The 18,018-nt window shown below is 55.3% G+C and carries 32 protein-coding genes; 2 read left to right on the top strand and 30 right to left on the bottom strand.

Annotated features, from left to right (window positions below):
• Positions 1-153 precede the first annotated feature (153 nt).
• The 28 genes from rplQ to rpsJ form a co-directional block, all read right to left on the bottom strand.
• Positions 154-537, bottom strand: coding sequence for a 50S ribosomal protein L17 (rplQ, locus tag KW821_RS19040; RefSeq protein WP_005307999.1), 384 nt, complete (start codon positions 535-537; stop codon positions 154-156).
• 43 nt (positions 538-580) lie between these two features.
• Positions 581-1,570: a DNA-directed RNA polymerase subunit alpha gene (gene rpoA / locus KW821_RS19035; protein WP_005307997.1), complete on the bottom strand. Its 990-nt coding sequence runs from the start codon at positions 1,568-1,570 to the stop codon at positions 581-583.
• Positions 1,571-1,595: 25 nt separating this feature from the next.
• Complete coding sequence (gene rpsD, locus KW821_RS19030; protein ID WP_042652866.1) at positions 1,596-2,216, bottom strand: 30S ribosomal protein S4; 621 nt, start codon at positions 2,214-2,216, stop codon at positions 1,596-1,598.
• Between the two features lie 39 nt (positions 2,217-2,255).
• Positions 2,256-2,645 carry a 30S ribosomal protein S11 gene (rpsK, locus tag KW821_RS19025; RefSeq protein ID WP_005319702.1) on the bottom strand — a complete coding sequence of 130 codons (390 nt, stop codon included), beginning with the start codon at positions 2,643-2,645 and terminating at the stop codon, positions 2,256-2,258.
• A 14-nt stretch (positions 2,646-2,659) separates the two neighbouring features.
• Entirely contained in the window at positions 2,660-3,016 is a 357-nt protein-coding gene (rpsM, locus tag KW821_RS19020) for a 30S ribosomal protein S13 (RefSeq protein WP_005307991.1), read from the bottom strand.
• Positions 3,017-3,154: 138 nt separating this feature from the next.
• A complete protein-coding gene (gene rpmJ, locus KW821_RS19015; RefSeq protein WP_005319705.1) occupies positions 3,155-3,268 on the bottom strand; it encodes a 50S ribosomal protein L36 in 114 nt (37 codons plus the stop codon).
• Positions 3,269-3,295: 27 nt separating this feature from the next.
• Positions 3,296-4,624 (bottom strand): preprotein translocase subunit SecY, encoded by a 1,329-nt coding sequence (gene secY / locus KW821_RS19010; RefSeq protein WP_042652867.1) that lies wholly within the window; start codon positions 4,622-4,624, stop codon positions 3,296-3,298.
• 8 nt (positions 4,625-4,632) lie between these two features.
• Positions 4,633-5,070 carry a 50S ribosomal protein L15 gene (rplO, locus tag KW821_RS19005; RefSeq protein ID WP_042652868.1) on the bottom strand — a complete coding sequence of 146 codons (438 nt, stop codon included), beginning with the start codon at positions 5,068-5,070 and terminating at the stop codon, positions 4,633-4,635.
• A gap of 2 nt (positions 5,071-5,072) precedes the next feature.
• Positions 5,073-5,252, bottom strand: a complete 180-nt coding sequence (gene rpmD, locus KW821_RS19000) for a 50S ribosomal protein L30 (protein ID WP_005307985.1) — start codon at positions 5,250-5,252, stop codon at positions 5,073-5,075.
• A gap of 6 nt (positions 5,253-5,258) precedes the next feature.
• Positions 5,259-5,759: a 30S ribosomal protein S5 gene (gene rpsE / locus KW821_RS18995; RefSeq protein WP_042010196.1), complete on the bottom strand. Its 501-nt coding sequence runs from the start codon at positions 5,757-5,759 to the stop codon at positions 5,259-5,261.
• Between the two features lie 14 nt (positions 5,760-5,773).
• Positions 5,774-6,127, bottom strand: coding sequence for a 50S ribosomal protein L18 (gene rplR, locus KW821_RS18990; protein ID WP_005319717.1), 354 nt, complete (start codon positions 6,125-6,127; stop codon positions 5,774-5,776).
• Positions 6,128-6,136: 9 nt separating this feature from the next.
• Complete coding sequence (gene rplF / locus KW821_RS18985; protein WP_005319720.1) at positions 6,137-6,670, bottom strand: 50S ribosomal protein L6; 534 nt, start codon at positions 6,668-6,670, stop codon at positions 6,137-6,139.
• A gap of 13 nt (positions 6,671-6,683) precedes the next feature.
• Positions 6,684-7,076 (bottom strand): 30S ribosomal protein S8, encoded by a 393-nt coding sequence (gene rpsH / locus KW821_RS18980; RefSeq protein ID WP_005307980.1) that lies wholly within the window; start codon positions 7,074-7,076, stop codon positions 6,684-6,686.
• Positions 7,077-7,095: 19 nt separating this feature from the next.
• The gene (gene rpsN / locus KW821_RS18975) at positions 7,096-7,401 is read right to left on the bottom strand and encodes a 30S ribosomal protein S14 (protein ID WP_218292536.1); all 306 of its coding nucleotides are present in this window, start codon (positions 7,399-7,401) and stop codon (positions 7,096-7,098) included.
• 10 nt (positions 7,402-7,411) lie between these two features.
• The gene (gene rplE / locus KW821_RS18970; protein WP_042652871.1) at positions 7,412-7,951 is read right to left on the bottom strand and encodes a 50S ribosomal protein L5; all 540 of its coding nucleotides are present in this window, start codon (positions 7,949-7,951) and stop codon (positions 7,412-7,414) included.
• Positions 7,952-7,964: 13 nt separating this feature from the next.
• Positions 7,965-8,282, bottom strand: a complete 318-nt coding sequence (rplX, locus tag KW821_RS18965; protein ID WP_042652872.1) for a 50S ribosomal protein L24 — start codon at positions 8,280-8,282, stop codon at positions 7,965-7,967.
• Positions 8,283-8,293: 11 nt separating this feature from the next.
• Positions 8,294-8,662 (bottom strand): 50S ribosomal protein L14, encoded by a 369-nt coding sequence (rplN, locus tag KW821_RS18960; RefSeq protein ID WP_005890908.1) that lies wholly within the window; start codon positions 8,660-8,662, stop codon positions 8,294-8,296.
• A 146-nt stretch (positions 8,663-8,808) separates the two neighbouring features.
• A complete protein-coding gene (gene rpsQ / locus KW821_RS18955) occupies positions 8,809-9,057 on the bottom strand; it encodes a 30S ribosomal protein S17 (RefSeq protein ID WP_005307966.1) in 249 nt (82 codons plus the stop codon).
• Positions 9,057-9,248, bottom strand: a complete 192-nt coding sequence (rpmC, locus tag KW821_RS18950) for a 50S ribosomal protein L29 (RefSeq protein WP_005319733.1) — start codon at positions 9,246-9,248, stop codon at positions 9,057-9,059. The genes rpsQ and rpmC overlap by 1 nt, the downstream gene beginning before the upstream one ends.
• Positions 9,248-9,661: a 50S ribosomal protein L16 gene (gene rplP, locus KW821_RS18945; RefSeq protein WP_033130009.1), complete on the bottom strand. Its 414-nt coding sequence runs from the start codon at positions 9,659-9,661 to the stop codon at positions 9,248-9,250. Before rplP ends, rpmC begins: the two co-directional genes overlap by 1 nt.
• A 13-nt stretch (positions 9,662-9,674) precedes the next feature.
• On the bottom strand, positions 9,675-10,388 hold the full coding sequence (rpsC, locus tag KW821_RS18940; protein ID WP_033130008.1) for a 30S ribosomal protein S3: 714 nt from the start codon (positions 10,386-10,388) through the stop codon (positions 9,675-9,677).
• Between the two features lie 3 nt (positions 10,389-10,391).
• Positions 10,392-10,736 carry a 50S ribosomal protein L22 gene (gene rplV, locus KW821_RS18935; RefSeq protein WP_005890899.1) on the bottom strand — a complete coding sequence of 115 codons (345 nt, stop codon included), beginning with the start codon at positions 10,734-10,736 and terminating at the stop codon, positions 10,392-10,394.
• Between the two features lie 10 nt (positions 10,737-10,746).
• Complete coding sequence (gene rpsS / locus KW821_RS18930) at positions 10,747-11,025, bottom strand: 30S ribosomal protein S19 (RefSeq protein ID WP_005307960.1); 279 nt, start codon at positions 11,023-11,025, stop codon at positions 10,747-10,749.
• A 22-nt stretch (positions 11,026-11,047) separates the two neighbouring features.
• Positions 11,048-11,869, bottom strand: coding sequence for a 50S ribosomal protein L2 (gene rplB, locus KW821_RS18925; protein WP_042652873.1), 822 nt, complete (start codon positions 11,867-11,869; stop codon positions 11,048-11,050).
• Positions 11,870-11,884: 15 nt separating this feature from the next.
• Positions 11,885-12,187: a 50S ribosomal protein L23 gene (gene rplW / locus KW821_RS18920; protein ID WP_005319747.1), complete on the bottom strand. Its 303-nt coding sequence runs from the start codon at positions 12,185-12,187 to the stop codon at positions 11,885-11,887.
• Positions 12,184-12,789, bottom strand: coding sequence for a 50S ribosomal protein L4 (gene rplD, locus KW821_RS18915; RefSeq protein ID WP_025325386.1), 606 nt, complete (start codon positions 12,787-12,789; stop codon positions 12,184-12,186). Before rplD ends, rplW begins: the two co-directional genes overlap by 4 nt.
• 17 nt (positions 12,790-12,806) lie before the next feature.
• Positions 12,807-13,439 carry a 50S ribosomal protein L3 gene (gene rplC / locus KW821_RS18910; RefSeq protein ID WP_005319753.1) on the bottom strand — a complete coding sequence of 211 codons (633 nt, stop codon included), beginning with the start codon at positions 13,437-13,439 and terminating at the stop codon, positions 12,807-12,809.
• A gap of 22 nt (positions 13,440-13,461) precedes the next feature.
• Positions 13,462-13,773, bottom strand: coding sequence for a 30S ribosomal protein S10 (gene rpsJ / locus KW821_RS18905; RefSeq protein WP_005307944.1), 312 nt, complete (start codon positions 13,771-13,773; stop codon positions 13,462-13,464).
• 355 nt (positions 13,774-14,128) lie between these two features.
• On the opposite strand from rpsJ, the gene KW821_RS18900 reads away from it, so the two are divergent.
• Positions 14,129-15,043, top strand: coding sequence for a DMT family transporter (locus tag KW821_RS18900; protein ID WP_042652874.1), 915 nt, complete (start codon positions 14,129-14,131; stop codon positions 15,041-15,043).
• A 37-nt stretch (positions 15,044-15,080) separates the two neighbouring features.
• Here KW821_RS18900 and envZ read toward each other — a convergent pair whose 3' ends face one another.
• Positions 15,081-16,391, bottom strand: coding sequence for a two-component system sensor histidine kinase EnvZ (gene envZ, locus KW821_RS18895; RefSeq protein ID WP_042652875.1), 1,311 nt, complete (start codon positions 16,389-16,391; stop codon positions 15,081-15,083).
• Complete coding sequence (ompR, locus tag KW821_RS18890) at positions 16,388-17,107, bottom strand: two-component system response regulator OmpR (RefSeq protein WP_042652876.1); 720 nt, start codon at positions 17,105-17,107, stop codon at positions 16,388-16,390. The genes envZ and ompR overlap by 4 nt, the downstream gene beginning before the upstream one ends.
• Positions 17,108-17,333: 226 nt before the next feature.
• Here ompR and greB point away from each other — a divergent pair, with 226 nt between their 5' ends.
• The gene (gene greB / locus KW821_RS18885) at positions 17,334-17,807 is read left to right on the top strand and encodes a transcription elongation factor GreB (protein WP_218292535.1); all 474 of its coding nucleotides are present in this window, start codon (positions 17,334-17,336) and stop codon (positions 17,805-17,807) included.
• Positions 17,808-18,018: the final 211 nt, after the last annotated feature.

Below are 18,018 nucleotides of genomic sequence, written 5' to 3'. Positions count from 1 at the left end.
GCAGTTGAGGCAGTTGAGGCAGTTGAGGCAGTTGAGGCAGTTGAGGCAGTTGAGGCAGTTGAGGCAGTTGAGGCAGTTGAGGCAGTTGAGGCAGTTGAGGCAGTATAAGATTCCCTTAAAAGAAAAGCCGGGACAAGCCCGGCTTTTTCTTTATCACTCAGCAGCTGCTTCAGCAGCGGCCGGGCGGTCTACCAGCTCAATGTAAGCCATAGGGGCGTTGTCGCCTGCACGGAAACCGCATTTCAGAATGCGAGTATAACCGCCGGCGCGCTCCAGGTAGCGCGGGCCCAGTTCATTGAACAGCTTAGCCACGATCGCGTTATCGCGAGTACGGGCAAATGCCAGGCGACGATTAGCAACGCTATCAGTCTTGGCAAGGGTGATCAGCGGTTCAACTACACGACGCAGCTCTTTTGCCTTAGGCAGAGTCGTCTTGATGATCTCATGACGAACCAGGGAGCTGGCCATGTTGCGGAACATAGCCTGACGATGGCTACTGTTCCGGTTCAGTTGACGACCACTCAAACGATGGCGCATGACCTTATCCTTCTAACTAAATCTGTGAAACCCGTAATCTGGATTACTCGTCAGCGATGCTGGCGGGCGGCCAATTCTCGAGGCGCATGCCAAGAGACAGACCACGGGAGGCCAACACGTCCTTGATCTCAGTCAGGGACTTCTTACCGAGGTTAGGAGTTTTAAGCAACTCAACTTCGGTACGCTGTACCAGATCACCAATATAGTGGATAGCTTCTGCCTTCAGACAGTTCGCAGAACGAACTGTCAGCTCCAAATCATCGACAGGACGCAGCAGAATCGGATCAAACTCGGGTTTCTCTTCTTTCTTCTCGGGCACGCTGACATCGCGCAGATCCACGAAGGCTTCCAGTTGTTCAGCCAGAATAGTGGCGGAACGACGGATGGCTTCTTCAGGATCCAGAGTACCATTGGTCTCCATGTCGATGACCAGCTTGTCCAAGTCGGTACGCTGTTCCACGCGTGCTGCCTCAACATTGTAGGCAATACGAACGATGGGGCTGAACGCGGAGTCCAGCAGCAGGCGACCGATAGGACGCTCTTCATCATCGTTGTGAACACGAGCAGAAGCAGGCACATAACCACGACCGCGCTGAACTTTCAGGCGCATGCTGATTTCAGCATTGGCGCCAGTCAGGTGGCAGATTACGTGCTCCGGGTTTACGATCTCGACTTCATCACCGTGAGTGATATCACCAGCGGTAACGGGGCCTGTTCCAGACTTGGTCAGGGACAGAGTTACCTCGTCCTTGCCTTCCAGCTTCACAGCGATACCTTTCAGGTTGAGCAGGATTTCAAGAATGTCTTCCTGTACACCTTCTTTGCTGCTGTACTCGTGCAGTACTCCGTCAATTTCGACTTCAGTAACCGCACAACCGGGCATAGATGACAGCAAAATACGACGCAGAGCATTGCCCAGCGTGTGACCAAAGCCACGCTCAAGCGGCTCGAGAGTCACTTTCGCGTGAGTCGGGCTAACTTGCTCGATGTCAACTAGCCGCGGTTTAAGAAAATCTGTTACAGAACCCAGCATTGTGTCCTCTCTTTAGAAGCTAGCTTTACTTGGAGTAAAGCTCGACGATCAGCTGTTCGTTAATGTCGGCAGACAGGTCGGAACGCTCTGGCAGGCGCTTGAAGGCACCTTCCATCTTAGCAGCGTCAACCTCTACCCAAGTCGGCTTCTCGCGCTGACCCGCAACTTCCAGGGAAGCTTTGATACGCGCTTGCTTCTTAGCCTTCTCACGAACGCAGACCACGTCCTCAGGGGATACCTGGAAAGAAGGAACATTTACGACACGGCCGTTTACCATGATGGCTTTGTGGCTCACCAGCTGACGAGATTCAGCACGGGTAGCGCCGAAGCCCATACGGTAGACGACGTTGTCCAGACGACCTTCCAGCAGCTGCAACAGGTTTTCACCGGTGTTACCCTTTTGACGGGCAGCATCGCGGTAGTAGTTGCGGAACTGTTTTTCCAATACGCCGTAGATACGACGAACTTTTTGTTTCTCGCGCAGTTGCACACCGTAGTCAGACAGACGCGCTTTACGCGCACCGTGTTGACCTGGAACGGTGTCAATCTTGCACTTAGAATCAATCGCACGAACACCAGACTTCAGGAAGAGGTCGGTGCCCTCACGACGGCTAAGCTTAAGCTTAGGACCGATATATCTTGCCATCTTCTTTCTCCAACAATCCTAGACCAAGTAGCTACAGCGTTATACGCGGCGCTTCTTGGGAGGACGACAACCGTTGTGCGGGATCGGAGTCACATCAGTAATATTAGTGATGCGGAAACCAGCCGCGTTCAGAGCGCGGATGGAAGACTCACGACCGGGACCCGGACCTTTGACCATGACTTCCAGGTTCTTCACGCCGTATTCTTTGGCGATCTCACCAGCACGCTCAGCAGCTACCTGGGCAGCAAACGGAGTGGACTTACGGGAACCACGGAAACCGGAACCACCAGAGGTAGCCCAAGACAGAGCATTGCCCTGACGGTCAGTAATGGTCACGATTGTGTTGTTGAAAGATGCATGAACGTGTGCAATACCGTCGCTCACTTGCTTTTTAACGCGCTTGCGAGCACGAGTCGGAGTTTTAGCCATTTTCTACCTTCCCGTTACTTCTTGATAGCCTTGCGCGGACCCTTACGGGTACGAGCGTTGGTCTTGGTACGTTGACCACGAACAGGCAGGCTACGACGGTGACGCAAACCACGGTAGCAACCCAGATCCATCAAGCGTTTGATGTTCATGGAAATCTGACGACGCAAGTCACCTTCAACGGTGAATTTACCTACTTGCTCGCGCAGACTTTCGATCTGAGCTTCGTCCAAGTCTTTAATTTTCACATTCTCAGCAATACCGGCTGCGGCACAGATGGCCTTGGAGCGGGTACGACCGACGCCATAAATCGCAGTCAACGCAATGACTGCATGCTTATGGTCAGGAATGTTAATGCCAGCGATACGGGCCACTGTTCACTCCTACGTAGCGTAGATAACGACCACCACAAAGCCCGTGAGCGGATACGTGGCGGTCAACCAATACACAACAAAAGTTGGCTGGCTATAATAGCCAGCACAACTATTTGTTGCAAGTACTAACCGTAAAAATTAGCCTTGGCGCTGTTTATGCTTTGGCTCGCTGCAAATCACACGCACCACACCGTGACGCTTGATGATTTTGCAGTTACGGCAGATTGCCTTAACGGAAGCACGAACTTTCATTGCTTAACTCCGTAACTACGCCGACCTTTAGCGGCCGTAGCCCTTCAGGTTGGCCTTCCTCAGGACGTCGCCATATTGATGAGACATCATATGGGTTTGTACCTGAGCCATGAAGTCCATGATAACTACCACGATAATCAGCAGCGAGGTGCCACCGAAGTAGAACTGTACGTTCCAGGCAGTCATCAAGAACTGGGGTACCAGACAGATAAAGGTGATATAGAGCGCACCTGCCAATGTCAGGCGAGTCATAACCTTATCGATGTAACGTGCTGTCTGCTCGCCCGGGCGGATCCCCGGGATAAAGGCTCCACTCTTCTTCAAGTTATCTGCTGTCTCGCGGGGGTTGAACACCAGCGCGGTATAGAAGAAGCAGAAGAAGATAATGGCTGCTGCATAGAGCATCTCATACAAGGGTTGACCCGGCTGCAGGACCATAGAGACCTGCTGCAGAACGTCAGCTACCTTGCCCTCGCCCTGACCAAACCAAGAGGTAATGGTCCCAGGGAAGAGGATGATGCTGGATGCGAAAATCGCAGGAATCACACCGGCCATATTTACTTTCAACGGCAGGTGTGTGCTTTGCGCGGCGAATACCTGGCGGCCTTGTTGACGCTTGGCGTAGTTCACGACGATACGACGCTGACCACGTTCCACGAACACCACAAAGTAAGTCACTGCGAAAACAATCAAGCCCAGCAACAACAACAGCAGGATGTGCAATTCCCCTTGACGTGCCTGTTCGGCCGTAGCGCCAATGGCATGAGGCAGACCAGCAACGATACCCGTGAAAATAATCAACGAGATACCATTACCAATCCCACGCTCGGTAATCTGTTCACCCAACCACATCAAGAACATGGTACCGGTGACCAGACTCACAACGGCCGTGAAATAGAAGCCCAAACCCGGATGAGTCACGAGTCCCTGCATCATATTCGGCAGACCGGTTGCAATACCAATGGCCTGGAAAGTTCCCAAAACCAGCGTGCCCCAACGGGTATATTGGCTAATCTTGCGACGGCCGGATTCACCTTCTTTCTTGAGTTCAGCAAGAGCGGGGTGAACCACAGTCAGCAGCTGGATAATGATCGACGCCGAAATGTACGGCATGATCCCCAGTGCAAGAATAGAAGCACGCGAGAGTGCACCACCACTGAACATGTTAAACATCTCAATGATGGTGCCCTTCTGTTGTTGGAACAACTCGGCCAGTACGGCGGCGTCAATACCAGGAATAGGCACATAAGAGCCTGCACGGAAAACGATAATCGCCCCGAGAACGAAGAGCAGACGGCTCTTCAGTTCACTCAGACCACCCTGTGCTTTAACATCCAATCCTGGTTTCTTAGCCATTGTACTGATTATTCCTCGATTTTACCGCCAGCGGCCTCGATGGCTGCACGTGCACCTTTGGTGACGGACAGACCACGAACGGTCACAGCACGGTCAATGTTGCCAGACAGAACAACTTTAGCGAAAACGATGTTCTTAGTAACAACACCGGCTTGCTTCAGAGTGCTCAAATCGACCACATCACCTTCTACCAGGGCCAGTTCGTTCAGACGCACTTCGGCAGATACCAAAGATTTGCGAGAGAAGAAACCGAACTTCGGCAGACGGATTTTCAAAGGCATCTGACCACCTTCGAAACCGTTGCGGACTTTACCGCCACCGGAACGAGAGGTTTGGCCTTTCACACCACGACCACCAGTCTTGCCCAGACCTGAACCGATACCACGGCCCGGACGGTGCTTAGCAGACTTGGAACCTGGGGCCGGAGACAGAGTATTCAGACGCATGCTTAGCCCTCCACCTTAACCATGTAATAAACCTGGTTGATCATACCGCGTACGCAAGGAGTATCTTCCAGCTCGACGGTGTGACCAATGCGACGCAGACCCAGACCACGCAGAGTCGCCTTATGCTTTGGCAGACGGCCGATAGAGCTGCGAGTTTGAGTTACTTTTACAGTGTTAGCCATGTCGCATTACCCCAGAATTTCTTCAACGCGCAGACCACGCTTGGCAGCGATCTGAGCCGGGGATTGACCCTGCACCAGAGCGTCGACAGTTGCGCGAACAACGTTGATTGGGTTGGTGGAACCGTAGGTCTTAGCCAGCACGTTGTGGATACCAGCAACTTCCAGCACAGCACGCATGGCGCCGCCTGCAATGATACCAGTACCTTGTGAGGCCGGCTTCATGAACACGGTGGAGCCAGAGTGAACACCACGCACCGGATGGTGCAGAGTGCCATTGTTCAGCTCAACTTTGCTCAGGTTACGCTTAGCCTGTTCCATTGCCTTTTGAATGGCAGCTGGAACTTCACGGGCTTTACCGTAACCGTAACCTACACGGCCGTTACCATCACCCACCACGGTCAACGCGGTGAAGGACATGATACGACCACCTTTAACAGTTTTCGAAACACGGTTTACTGCAATCAGCTTTTCTTGCAGTTCGCCGGCTTGAGATTCGACTTTAGCCATCTTCGACTCCTAGCTTAGAACTGAAGACCAGCGTCACGAGCAGCGGTAGCCAGAGCGGCTACACGACCGTGATACTTGAAACCGGAACGATCGAAAGATACGTTCTGAACGCCTTTGGCAATAGCACGCTCAGCGATTGCTTTACCTACTGCGGTAGCTGCATCAGCATTACCGGAGTATTTAAGAGCTTCACTGATGGCTTTCTCTACTGTAGAAGCAGAGGCCAGAACTTCGGAACCGTTGGCTGCGATAACCTGCGCGTAGATATGACGCGGGGTACGGTGAACAACCAGACGGGTCGCTCCCAGTTCCTGCATCTTCTTCCGAGCACGAGTAGCACGACGGAGACGAGCTGCTTTCTTGTCCATAGTGTTACCTTACTTCTTCTTAGCTTCTTTAGTACGCACTTGCTCGTTGGCATAGCGTACACCCTTGCCCTTGTAGGGCTCCGGAGCGCGGTAAGAACGGATATCGGCGGCGACTTGGCCAACCAGCTGCTTGTCCACACCACGGAGAACGATCTCAGTAGCAGTCGGGCATTCAGCGGTGACACCAGCCGGCAGCGCATGCTCTACCGGGTGAGAGAAGCCCAGAGCCAGCGCGACAGCATTGCCCTTGATGGAGGCTTTGTAACCTACACCAACCAGCTGCAGCTTACGCTCGAAGCCTTGGGTAACACCGATTACCATGTTGTTAGCCAATGCACGTGCAGTACCGGCCTGAGCGTCAGCACCAGCGATGCCGTCGCGCGGGGCGAACTTCAGTACATTGTCTTCTTTGGTCACTTCTACACCGGCGTGGATGGAACGAACCAGAGAACCTTTACCACCTTTGATGGACAGTTCCTGACCGTTCAGAGTCACCTCTACGCCAGCAGGAATAGTGACGGGTGCCTTAGCAACGCGAGACATTTCCGACCTCCTATTAAGCGACGTAGCAGATGATCTCACCACCCATGCTTGCCTTGCGGGCAGCACGGTCGGTCATCACACCTTTAGACGTGGACACGATAGCAACACCGAGACCGCCCATAACTTTCGGCAGATCAGTAGTGCGCTTGTAAATACGCAGGCCGGGACGGCTCACGCGTTGGATCAGTTCTACAACCGGCTTGCCCTGGAAATATTTCAGTTCAATTTCCAGTTCCGGCTTCACATCACCTGCTACGGAGTAGCCAGCGATGTAACCTTCTTCTTTCAGCACTTTGGCAATAGCCACTTTCAGCTTGGAAGAAGGCATGGAAACCGCAACTTTGCTCGCCGCTTGACCGTTACGGATGCGGGTCAGCATGTCCGCGATCGGATCTTGCATGCTCATAGTCTAACTCCCGAGATTCTTACCAAGAGGCCTTTTTGAGACCTGGAATTTCGCCCTTCATGGCATGCTCACGCACCTTGATGCGGGACAGACCAAACTTGCGCAGGAAACCGTGCGGACGACCAGTAATATTGCAACGGTTACGCTGGCGGGACGGACTGGAATCACGGGGCAGCTGTTGCAGTTGCAAGACAGCATCCCAACGCGCTTCTTCAGAAGCGTTCATATCAACAATGACAGCTTTCAGCTCGATTCGCTTAGTGGCGAACTTGGCTACCAGCTTCGCACGCTTTGCTTCACGTGCTTTCATGGATGTTTTAGCCATAACCCTAACCTTACTTGCGGAATGGGAAGTTAAAGGCAGCCAGCAGAGCACGGCCTTCTTCATCGGTATTCGCGGAAGTGGTGATGGTGATATCCAGACCACGGACGCGATCGACTTTGTCATAGTCGATTTCCGGGAAGATGATTTGCTCACGCACGCCCATGGAGTAGTTACCACGACCATCGAACGCTTTAGCGTTCAGGCCACGGAAGTCACGGATACGCGGTACGGAGATGCAAATCAGCCGTTCCAGGAACTCCCACATACGCTCGCCACGCAGGGTTACTTTACAACCTATCGGGTAGCCTTCACGAATCTTGAAGCCCGCAACAGATTTGCGAGCTTTGGTGATCAGTGGCTTCTGACCGGAAATGGCAGCCATATCGGCAGCAGCATTTTCCAGCAGTTTCTTGTCAGAAATCGCCTCACCAACACCCATGTTCAGGGTGATTTTCTCGATCCGAGGGACTTGCATGATCGTCTTGTAACCGAACTGCTTTGACAGTTCTTTTGCTACATCGGATCTGTAGTAATCATGCAGTTTCGCCATCGTTAAACTCCAATTACTTCACAAGTTCGCCGGTAGATTTGAAGAAACGAACTTTTTTGCCGTCTTCAATCCGGAAACCAACGCGATCAGCCTTGCCAGTGGCAGAGTTGAACAGCGCTACGTTTGAAACATCGATCGGGGCTTCTTTGGTGATGATACCGCCAGCCTGACCCAAAGCGGGTACCGGCTTCTGGTGTTTCTTCACCTGGTTGATGCCTTCCACGAGAACCTTACCTTTAGCGATCAGAACTTGAGTGACTTTGCCACGCTTGCCCTTGTCTTTGCCGGTAAGAACAATCACTTCGTCTTCGCGACGGATTTTAGCTGCCATCGTTCGACTCCTTACAGTACTTCGGGTGCCAGGGACACAATCTTCATGAACTTCTCATTACGGAGTTCACGGGTCACCGGGCCAAAAATACGAGTACCGATTGGCTGTTGGTTGCCGTTAAGCAAAACAGCCGCATTGTTGTCGAAACGGATGACAGAGCCGTCCGGACGACGAACGCCTTTACGGGTGCGTACGACCACCGCGTTATACACATCACCTTTCTTCACTTTACCGCGAGGAATAGCTTCCTTGATGGAAACCTTGATGATGTCGCCGATGCCGGCGTAACGGCGGTGCGAGCCACCCAGAACCTTAATACACATTACACTGCGAGCGCCGGAGTTGTCGGCTACACCCAGCATACTTTGCATCTGGATCATTTTAGTGCTCCGCTTTGTTTACTTCTTATCCCTTCCGGGATCTGGCTGCCTTCAAAAGGCGCGAAACTATAACACAGCTTCTTTTGAAAAGGTAGCCTAAAAAACAAACGGCCCCGAAGGGGGGCCGTTTGGGCAAAAAAGGACCATTAGGCCTTTTCTACGACAGCAACCAGGGTCCAGGACTTGGTCTTGGACAGCGGGCGGCATTCGCGGATTTCCACGAGGTCACCAGCTTTACACTCGTTGTTTTCGTCATGTACGTGCAGCTTGGTAGTGCGCTTGATGATCTTACCGTAGATCGGGTGCTTTACCTTGCGCTCGATAGCGACGGTGATGGACTTGTCCATCTTGTCGCTAATTACACGACCTTGCAGAGTACGGATTTTGTCAGTCATTACGCACCTGCCTTCTCTGTCAGTACAGTCTTAATACGTGCGACGTCACGACGCACTTGTTTCAGAGTGTGAGTCTGAGCCAGCTGGCCGGTGGATGCTTGCATGCGCATGTTGAATTGCTCACGCAGCAGACCCAGCAGCTCCTGGTTCAGTTCATCGACGCTCTTTTGACGCAGATCTTGGGCTTTCATCACATCACCGTCTTAATTACGAAAGTGGTCTGAACGGACAGCTTGGCAGCGGCCAGGGCGAAGGCTTCACGAGCCAGAGCCTCAGGAACACCATCCATCTCGTACAGAACCTTGCCAGGTTGGATCGGGCATACCCAGTATTCGACGTTACCCTTACCTTTACCCATACGAACTTCGAGGGGCTTTTCGGTAATCGGCTTGTCCGGGAACACACGGATCCAGATCTTACCCTGACGCTTAACGTGACGGGTCATGGCACGACGGGCTGCTTCGATTTGACGAGCAGTCAGTTGACCACGGGTAGTCGCCTTCAGGCCAAAGGTACCGAAGGAAACTTCGTTACCAGAGTTGGCCAGACCGCGGTTACGACCTTTGTGGGTCTTGCGGAATTTAGTACGCTTTGGTTGCAACATTTACCGAATCTCCTTACTTAGCAGCGCGGCGCTTGTTGTCACGCTTGGGCTTTGCAGGAGCTTGCTCTTGAGCAGCGGCAGCATTGACTGCAGCCAGACCGCCCAGAACTTCGCCCTTGAAGATCCAAACTTTGACGCCGATCACACCGTAAGTGGTGTGGGCTTCAGAAGTTGCGTAGTCGATGTCGGCACGCAGGGTGTGCAAAGGCACACGACCTTCACGGTACCATTCGGTACGCGCGATTTCAGCGCCGCCCAGACGACCGGACACTTCCACTTTGATGCCCTTGGCACCCAGGCGCATGGCGTTCTGTACGGCGCGCTTCATAGCACGACGGAACATTACGCGACGTTCCAGCTGGGAAGTGATGCTGTCGGCAACGAGTTTGCCATCCAGCTCCGGCTTGCGGACTTCGGAAATGTTGATCTGAGCAGGCACGCCAGCAATGACGGCGACGGCTTTGCGCAGTTTCTCAACGTCTTCGCCTTTCTTACCGATCACAACACCCGGACGAGCGGTGTGAATGGTCACACGGATGCTCTTGGCCGGACGCTCGATGGTGATCTTGGACAAGGACGCGTTTTTCAGCTCCTTGGTCAGGAACTGGCGTACTTGAAAATCGCTGTACAGGTTGTCAGCGAAGTCTTTGGTGTTCGCGAACCAGGTAGAATTCCAAGGCTTGGTAATACCCAGGCGAATGCCATTAGGATGTACTTTCTGACCCATTGCTTATCTCCCAGCCTTAGCGTCGGATACCACTACAGTGATGTGAGCGGTACGCTTGAGGATACGATCCGCGCGACCTTTGGCACGAGGACGGATGCGCTTCATGGAGGGACCTTCGTCGACCATGATAGTAGCAACACGCAGGGCGTCGATGTCGGCGCCTTCGTTGTGCTCAGCGTTTGCAATGGCAGATTCCAGCACTTTCTTCACCAGAACAGCAGCCTTTTTCGGGCTGAAGGTCAGGAGAGTCAGAGCCTTGTCTACGGACAGACCACGTACTTGATCGGCTACCAGACGAGCTTTCTGGGCAGAAGTACGGGCATAACGGTGTTTAGCGATAGCTTCCATCATTTATCCCTTAGCGCTTCTTAGCCTTCTTATCAGCAGCATGGCCGCGATAAGTACGAGTCGGTGCGAATTCACCCAGTTTGTGACCGATCATTTCTTCGGTAACGAAAACCGGAACGTGCTGACGACCATTATGGACAGCGATGGTCAAACCGATCATATTCGGGATGATCATTGAACGACGGGACCAGGTCTTAACCGGCTTTTTATCCCCGCTTTCCACCGCTTTCTCTACCTTCTTCAGCAAGTGCAGGTCAATAAAAGGACCCTTCTTGAGAGAACGTGGCATGGTGATTCCTCTATGTTAACAATTACTTGTTACGACGACGTACGATGTACTTGTCGGTACGCTTGTTCTTACGGGTCTTGAAGCCTTTAGCCTTCTGGCCCCATGGGGACACAGGCTGCATGCCTTTGTTACGACCCTCACCACCACCGTGCGGGTGATCAACCGGGTTCATCGCCATACCGCGAACGGTCGGACGAATACCACGCCAGCGGTTTGCACCGGCTTTACCCAGTTGACGCAGCATGTGCTCGGAGTTACCGACTTCACCGATGGTAGCGCGGCACTCGGCCAGAACTTTACGTACTTCGCCGGAACGCAGACGCAGAGTTACATAGTTACCATCACGCGCCAGGATCTGGATGAAAGTACCAGCGGAACGAGCCAGCTGGGCACCTTTACCAGGTTTCATCTCTACGGCGTGAACGGTAGAACCGACCGGGATGTTGCGCATCGGCAGGGTGTTACCCACCTTGATTGCAGCATCAACACCAGAAGCGATAGCGTCACCAGCTTTCAGGCCTTTCGGCGCCAGGATGTAACGACGCTCACCGTCTGCATACAACACCAGAGCGATGTTAGCGGTACGGTTAGGATCGTATTCCAGGCGTTCTACTTTAGCCGGGATACCGTCTTTGTCGCGCTTGAAGTCGACGATACGGTAGTGTTGCTTGTGACCACCACCGATATGACGGGTAGTGATACGGCCGTTGTTGTTACGACCACCGGACTTGCTTTTGCTGTCCAGCAGAGCGGCGAAGGGCTTACCCTTGTACAGCTCTTGATTGACGATCTTAACGACGTGGCGGCGGCCCGGAGAAGTAGGCTTGCACTTAACGATTGCCATTTTTCAGAACTCCTCTTACTCGGCTGCGCCCATGAAGTCGATGTCCTGACCAGCTTTCAGGGTCACATAAGCCTTTTTCCAATCGGAACGACGGCCTACACGCGCACCTGAGCGCTTGGTTTTACCCTTCATGTTCAGGGTACGGACGGTCTCAACTTCGACCTCGAACAGTTTCGCAACTGCAGCTTTGACTTCCGCCTTGGTGGCATCAACAGCAATCTTGAACACGATAGTGTTCTGCTTTTCTGCGACCATGGTGCTCTTTTCAGAGATATGCGGAGCCTTCAGAACTTTCAACAAACGCTCTTCGCGGATCATGCCAGCATCTCCTCGATTTGCTTAACTGCATCAGCAGTCATCAGAATCTTGTCGAAAGCGATCAGGCTGACCGGGTCGATACCGGCAACGTCACGCACGTCAACTTTGTACAGGTTGCGAGCAGCCAGGAACAGGTTCTCATCGACTTCAGCAGTCACGATCAGAACGTCAGTCAGTTCCATCTCTTTCAGCTTGGCGATCAGTTCTTTGGTCTTCGGCGCTTCGATGCCGAATTTCTCAACAACGATCAGGCGCTCTTGACGTACCAGCTCGGACAGGATGCTACGGATAGCGCCGCGGTACATCTTCTTGTTAACTTTTTGGCTGTGATCTTGCGGCTTAGCAGCAAAAGTCACACCACCGGAACGCCAAATGGGCGAACGGATGGAGCCAGCACGGGCACGACCAGTACCCTTCTGACGCCACGGCTTTTTGCCGCCACCAGACACTTCAGAGCGAGTCAGCTGCGCACGAGTACCCTGACGGGCACCTGCGGCATATGCAACGACGACCTGGTGAACCAGAGCTTCGTTGAATTCGCGCCCGAAGGTAGTCTCGGAAACTTCAAGAGCGCTCTTGGCGTCTTTCATTACCAATTCCATTACTATCTCCTCAGACGTTACGCTTTGACGGCAGGTTTGACGATCACGTTGCCGTTGGTTGCACCCGGTACTGCACCTTTGATGAGCAGCAGGTTACGTTCAGCGTCAACACGAACCAGTTCCAGGTTCTGAGTCGTTACACGCTCAGCACCCATGTGACCAGCCATCTTTTTGCCCTTGAATACACGACCCGGAGTCTGGTTCTGACCGATAGAACCCGGAGCGCGGTGAGACAAGGAGTTACCGTGGGTCATATCCTGGGTGCGGAAGTTGTGGCGCTTTACAGTGCCCGCAAAACCTTTACCCTTGGATGTGCCAGTAACGTCTACCATCTTAACGTCAGCGAGAAGATCTACTTTCAGCTCGCTACCAACAGTGAAAGTTTCACCGTTGTTCAGGCGGAATTCCCACAGACCGCGGCCGGCTTCGACACCAGCTTTGGCGAAGTGGCCAGCTTCCGGCTTGGTTACACGGCTGGCTTTTTTGGCGCCAGTGGTAACTTGAATAGCGTTGTAGCCGTCGGTTTCTACAGATTTGACCTGAGTTACACGGTTAGCTTCAACTTCGATAACAGTCACCGGGATAGAAACGCCATCTTCAGTGAAGATGCGAGTCATACCCACTTTGCGACCTACAAGACCGATTGTCATTGTTATCAACCTCTTTCCGTAATTAACCCAGGCTGATCTGGACGTCTACACCGGCTGCCAGATCCAGACGCATCAGGGCGTCTACGGTCTTGTCAGTCGGCTCAACGATGTCTACCAGACGCTTGTGAGTGCGGATCTCGTACTGATCACGCGCATCTTTGTTGACGTGCGGGGAGATCAGGACGGTGAAGCGCTCTTTGCGAGTCGGCAGCGGGATAGGACCGCGAACCTGCGCGCCAGTGCGCTTTGCAGTTTCAACGATTTCCGCTGTGGATTGATCGATCAGGCGATGATCAAAAGCCTTCAGGCGAATACGGATTCTTTGGTTCTGCATTGACAGAGCTCCAATAGATAAAAGAACATAAATCAACACCGCCCGACCGAGATTACTCCCGCCAGAGGTGCGATTTTTCACGTTTCCTCCCATATCGGGAGGACTGTATGGCTGGCGACTCGTAAACGGGAAGCTCAGCAGCAGACCAATCGTCTGGCTTACCTCATGGGTAAGCGGAGGGGATTATACGGATTTTTTCAATTCGCGCAAGGGAGGGCGGACAGATAGTGCGCAACTTTGTGTGGCGGATGGATCTCGCTGACGATCCCCTGCCCGCCTACCGCAAACCGGTAACGACAATGTTGCAAACAGGCTGATAGACTGCGCCCTTGCCTCTGTCAGCGGAACGACCCCGATGCTCAAAGATCAGAAAAAAGCCTACCAATATGGACTCTGCGCCGTCGCCCTCTGGTCGACGGTGGCCACCGCCTTCAAGATCTCCCTCGCCTACTTCGAGCCGGTGCAGCTGCTGCTCGTGGCGGCCCTGACCTCGACCCTGACTCTCGGCGCTATCGTTGCCAAACAGGGCAAGCTGTCGCTGCTGCGGAGCTATATCAAGGAGCGTCCCTTCTACTATCTGGCACTGGGGGTGCTGAATCCCTTCCTCTATTACCTGCTGCTGTTCAAGGCCTATGATCTGCTGCCCGCCCAGCAGGCACAGACCCTCAACTACACCTGGGCCATCACCCTCAGTCTGCTGGCCGTCCCCTTCCTCGGCCAGAAGCTGCGCCGCCGCGACGGGGTCGCCATCGTACTGGGTTACTTCGGCGCCCTGGTGATCGCCACCAAGGGGGATGTGTTCGGCCTGCAGTTCGACAGCCCGCTCGGGGTGACGCTGGCACTGGTGTCGACCCTGATCTGGGCCGGCTACTGGATCCTCAACACCCGCAACCAGGGCGATCCCGTGGTCAGCCTGCTGCTCGGCTTCCTCATCAGCCTGCCGTTTATCGTCGTGGCGACCTGGCTGCTCTCCGACTTTGCCATGACCGCCTGGCAGGGTTGGGCCGGCGCCATCTATGTCGGCCTGTTCGAGATGGGGTTCGGCTTCGTGCTCTGGTTGATGGCCCTGCGCCACGCCACCAACACGGCGCCCATCAGCAACCTCATCTTCATCTCGCCCTTCGCCTCCCTGGTGCTGCTCAACCTGCTGATAGGCGAGACCATACACCCGGCGACCCCCATAGGGCTGGCCCTGATAGTGGCGGCCCTGCTCATTCAGCAGCTGAAATACGGCAAGCGCTACCGCAAGACGAGCGAACCCCAGGCCTGACAATGCAAAATGGGCGCATCCATCGATGCGCCCCTTCTCAATCCATCCACTCCAGCGGCTGGTGCTTGGGCAACCGGATCTCCACCAGCAGGCCCCCCAGCTCCGAGTCTCCCAGCCGTATGGTGCCGTGGTGCTGGGACACTATCTTGGCGACGATCGCCAACCCCAAGCCGCTGCCCCCCCCGGTGCGCGCCACATTGCCCTGGGTAAAGGGCTTGAGGACCCGGGAGTGATCCTGGGCCGGAATGCCGGGACCATCGTCCGACAGCCGCAGCCGGACCCAGTGACCGTCGTCTTTCAGCTCCACCTGCAGCCGGCTCGCCCCATAGCGTCGCGAGTTGCCCGACAGGTTGTTGAGGATGCGGCGAAGGCTGATGGGGTTGCAGGCCACCCGCACCGCCTGCTCCGGCAAGACCAGCTCCAGCTCCAGCCCCTGATCAGTCTGCATCAGCAGGGCATCGTGGATCAGCTGGGTCAGATCGATCTGCTGGGTGTCCAGCCCCTCGTCCGGGCGTATGTAGTCGATGAACTGATCGATGATGCCGTTGGATTCGTCGATGTCCGCGTTGATGCTCTCCCGCAAGTACTCGTCTCCGGACGACATCATCTCGGTCGCCAGCCGGATGCGGGTCAAGGGGGTGCGCAGATCGTGGGAGACCCCGGCCATCATCAGGTTGCGCTCCTCGATCAGCCGCTTGATGGAGCTCGACATGTGGTTGAAGGTGCGGGTCAGCCGGCGCACCTCCCGCGAGCCTCGTTCCCCCAGCGCATCGGGGAAGTTGCCGCGCGCCACCGCCACAGCGCCCGCCTCCAGATCCTCCAGCGGACGCACCAGCTGGCGGGCGAAGCGCCAGGCGGCAAACAGGGTCACCACCAGCAGCACGCTCATGTAGATGATCAGCGGCTCGATGTCATCATCCTCGATCTCGGTCAGCGGGATCCGCACCCATATCTGGCTGGCATGGGGCGGCTGGATCCAGATGATGTAGTGATCCTGGATCTCGACCCGCACCTTGGTCGGCCCCTTCAGCTCGCGGCTGATGTTCTCTTCCAGATAGGCGTAGGGTTTGGAGTCGTTGAGCCCGTGCTGCTCCGCTTCGCTCTGGGTATAGATGTCGCTGCCGGTGGCCACATAGACCAGCGCCTCGGCATCTTCGCTCAGCGCCAGCTGCTTGCTGTCGATGGGGAAGATCAACTTGACCTGATTGGCCAGCAGATGACTGATCTGCTTGACGGTGGGCGACAGCAGATAGTTATAGAAGGTGACATAGGAGACAAACTGATAGACCACCAACACGGCAGCCAGGAACCAGAGCATGCGGGAGAACATGCTGCTCACTTTCTTCATGCGCCATCACCGTCCGGCACAAACACATAACCCAGACCCCAGACGGTCTGCAGGTAACGGGGCTGGGCCGGGTCCTGCTCCAGCAGGCGGCGCAGGCGGGACACCTGCACGTCTATGCTGCGCTCGGTCGCGGTGTACTCGCGGCCCCGGGCCAGGTTCATCAGCTTGTCGCGGGAGAGCGGCTCGCGGGGGTGGCTCACCAGCACCTTGAGCACCGCAAACTCGCCGCTGGTCAGGGCGACAGGGTCGCCGTCGCGGCTCAGCTCGCGGGTCGCCAGGTTGAGTTGATGAGCGCCGAAGCTCACCACCTTCTCGGCGGAAGAGGGGGCGCCGGGCAGCTCGACGGTGTGGCGCCGTAGCACGGCGCGGATCCGGGCCAGCAGCTCGCGAGGGTTGAACGGCTTGGGCAGGTAGTCATCGGCCCCCATCTCGAGCCCGACGATGCGATCCACCTCGTCCCCCTTGGCGGTGAGCATCAACACCGGGATCTGGTTACCCGCCTCGCGCAGGCGGCGGCAGATGGAGAGTCCATCCTCCCCCGGCAGCATCAGGTCCAGCACCATCAGGCTGAAGTTCTCACGGGTCAGCAGCCGATCGGCCTGCTCACCGTTGGCGACGCCCCGCACCATGAACCCCTGCTCGGTGAGGTAACGCTCCAGCAGGGAGCGTAATTTCAGATCGTCGTCGACCACCAGGACCTTGTATTGCTGACTCATTGCTGCCTCTCCTCTCTCTCTTCTGCCCCAATACTAGGGCGCCCCCCGGCAACGACAAAGCATAAATATGTTACCGGTTATTACCCTCATCCCGGGAACCACGGGGGATGGCACTCGCGCTGGACGAGCTTGTGGCACCTTTTTGCTCGACAGCCAGACGCCAATGGCTAAGATCCCGGGCAGCACTATGCAACCCGCCACGCTGGCGCAAGGGATTGATAAGCTCATGAAAACCAAACTCATCACCCGCGAAGGCTACAACAGACTCCGGCAGGAGCACGACACCCTGTGGCGCGAAGAGCGGCCCGAGGTCACCAAGAAGGTGGCCTGGGCGGCTAGCCTGGGGGATCGCAGCGAGAACGCCGACTACCAGTACAACAAGAAGCGGCTGCGGGAGATCGATCGGCGGGTGCGTTACCTGCGCAAGTGCCTGGAGGAGCTGACCATAGTCGATTATGCCCCGTCCCAGGAGGGCAAGGTGTTCTTCGGCGCCTGGGTCGAGGTGGAGAGTGAAGAGGGAGAGACCAAGCGCTTTCGCATCGTCGGCTATGACGAGATCTTCGGTCGCAAGGATTACATCTCTATCGACTCCCCCATGGCCCGCGCCCTGCTCAAGAAGGAGGTGGGGGATGAGGCCATAGTGCGCACCCCCGTCGGTGACGCCTGCTGGTATGTCAACGAGATCAGCTATCCCAAGTAAGCACCCGCCAGGGGCCAACCCCCACAGGGCCCGAGTGCGCCGCCTGGCTCGGGTCATTCCGTTCACGAACGCTATTCGATATAACTGGCCCCGTCCCACCCCGCGGGTCAACTCCTGACCAGCTCGTATGGTCCGGGGTGGCATCCCCCGCGCCGACCCCATATAGTGCTCACATTTGGCGCCTCGACGCCCAGACCCGACCACAGGGACC

It is taken from the genome of Aeromonas sp. sif2416, assembly GCF_019218665.1.
In the GTDB taxonomy this organism is placed as follows: Bacteria; Pseudomonadota; Gammaproteobacteria; order Enterobacterales; family Aeromonadaceae; genus Aeromonas; species Aeromonas encheleia.
Note: the sequence above shows the minus strand (reverse complement) of the source record. Positions and strands in the feature narration are given on the sequence as shown.

Bases quoted from the DNA above. Each gene is read 5' to 3' on its own strand.
- rpmD (WP_005307985.1), bottom strand. From the start codon at position 5,252: ATGGCTAACACTGTAAAAGTAACTCAAACTCGCAGCTCTATCGGCCGT.
- ompR (WP_042652876.1), bottom strand. From the start codon at position 17,107: ATGAGTCAGCAATACAAGGTCCTGGTGGTCGACGACGATCTGAAATTA.
- rpsN (WP_218292536.1), bottom strand. From the start codon at position 7,401: ATGGCTAAAACATCCATGAAAGCACGTGAAGCAAAGCGTGCGAAGCTG.
- rplB (WP_042652873.1), bottom strand. From the start codon at position 11,869: ATGGCAATCGTTAAGTGCAAGCCTACTTCTCCGGGCCGCCGCCACGTC.
- rpsC (WP_033130008.1), bottom strand. From the start codon at position 10,388: ATGGGTCAGAAAGTACATCCTAATGGCATTCGCCTGGGTATTACCAAG.
- rplQ (WP_005307999.1), bottom strand. From the start codon at position 537: ATGCGCCATCGTTTGAGTGGTCGTCAACTGAACCGGAACAGTAGCCAT.
- rpmC (WP_005319733.1), bottom strand. From the start codon at position 9,248: ATGAAAGCCCAAGATCTGCGTCAAAAGAGCGTCGATGAACTGAACCAG.
- greB (WP_218292535.1), top strand. From the start codon at position 17,334: ATGAAAACCAAACTCATCACCCGCGAAGGCTACAACAGACTCCGGCAG.
- rplX (WP_042652872.1), bottom strand. From the start codon at position 8,282: ATGGCAGCTAAAATCCGTCGCGAAGACGAAGTGATTGTTCTTACCGGC.
- rpsH (WP_005307980.1), bottom strand. From the start codon at position 7,076: ATGAGCATGCAAGATCCGATCGCGGACATGCTGACCCGCATCCGTAAC.
- rplE (WP_042652871.1), bottom strand. From the start codon at position 7,951: ATGGCGAAACTGCATGATTACTACAGATCCGATGTAGCAAAAGAACTG.
- rpsK (WP_005319702.1), bottom strand. From the start codon at position 2,645: ATGGCTAAAACTCCGACTCGTGCTCGCAAGCGCGTTAAAAAGCAAGTG.
- rplN (WP_005890908.1), bottom strand. From the start codon at position 8,662: ATGATCCAGATGCAAAGTATGCTGGGTGTAGCCGACAACTCCGGCGCT.
- rplC (WP_005319753.1), bottom strand. From the start codon at position 13,439: ATGACAATCGGTCTTGTAGGTCGCAAAGTGGGTATGACTCGCATCTTC.
- rplV (WP_005890899.1), bottom strand. From the start codon at position 10,736: ATGGAAGCTATCGCTAAACACCGTTATGCCCGTACTTCTGCCCAGAAA.
- rplP (WP_033130009.1), bottom strand. From the start codon at position 9,661: ATGTTGCAACCAAAGCGTACTAAATTCCGCAAGACCCACAAAGGTCGT.
- rplF (WP_005319720.1), bottom strand. From the start codon at position 6,670: ATGTCTCGCGTTGCTAAGGCACCCGTCACTATTCCTGCTGGCGTAGAG.
- KW821_RS18900 (WP_042652874.1), top strand. From the start codon at position 14,129: ATGCTCAAAGATCAGAAAAAAGCCTACCAATATGGACTCTGCGCCGTC.
- secY (WP_042652867.1), bottom strand. From the start codon at position 4,624: ATGGCTAAGAAACCAGGATTGGATGTTAAAGCACAGGGTGGTCTGAGT.
- rpmJ (WP_005319705.1), bottom strand. From the start codon at position 3,268: ATGAAAGTTCGTGCTTCCGTTAAGGCAATCTGCCGTAACTGCAAAATC.
- rpsE (WP_042010196.1), bottom strand. From the start codon at position 5,759: ATGGCTAAAGTCGAATCTCAAGCCGGCGAACTGCAAGAAAAGCTGATT.
- rpsQ (WP_005307966.1), bottom strand. From the start codon at position 9,057: ATGACTGACAAAATCCGTACTCTGCAAGGTCGTGTAATTAGCGACAAG.
- rpsS (WP_005307960.1), bottom strand. From the start codon at position 11,025: ATGCCACGTTCTCTCAAGAAGGGTCCTTTTATTGACCTGCACTTGCTG.
- rplR (WP_005319717.1), bottom strand. From the start codon at position 6,127: ATGGACAAGAAAGCAGCTCGTCTCCGTCGTGCTACTCGTGCTCGGAAG.
- rplD (WP_025325386.1), bottom strand. From the start codon at position 12,789: ATGGAATTGGTAATGAAAGACGCCAAGAGCGCTCTTGAAGTTTCCGAG.
- rpsD (WP_042652866.1), bottom strand. From the start codon at position 2,216: ATGGCAAGATATATCGGTCCTAAGCTTAAGCTTAGCCGTCGTGAGGGC.
- rpsJ (WP_005307944.1), bottom strand. From the start codon at position 13,773: ATGCAGAACCAAAGAATCCGTATTCGCCTGAAGGCTTTTGATCATCGC.
- rplO (WP_042652868.1), bottom strand. From the start codon at position 5,070: ATGCGTCTGAATACTCTGTCTCCGGCCCCAGGTTCCAAGTCTGCTAAG.
- rplW (WP_005319747.1), bottom strand. From the start codon at position 12,187: ATGATCCGCGAAGAGCGTTTGTTGAAAGTTCTGAAGGCTCCGCATATC.
- envZ (WP_042652875.1), bottom strand. From the start codon at position 16,391: ATGAAGAAAGTGAGCAGCATGTTCTCCCGCATGCTCTGGTTCCTGGCT.
- rpoA (WP_005307997.1), bottom strand. From the start codon at position 1,570: ATGCTGGGTTCTGTAACAGATTTTCTTAAACCGCGGCTAGTTGACATC.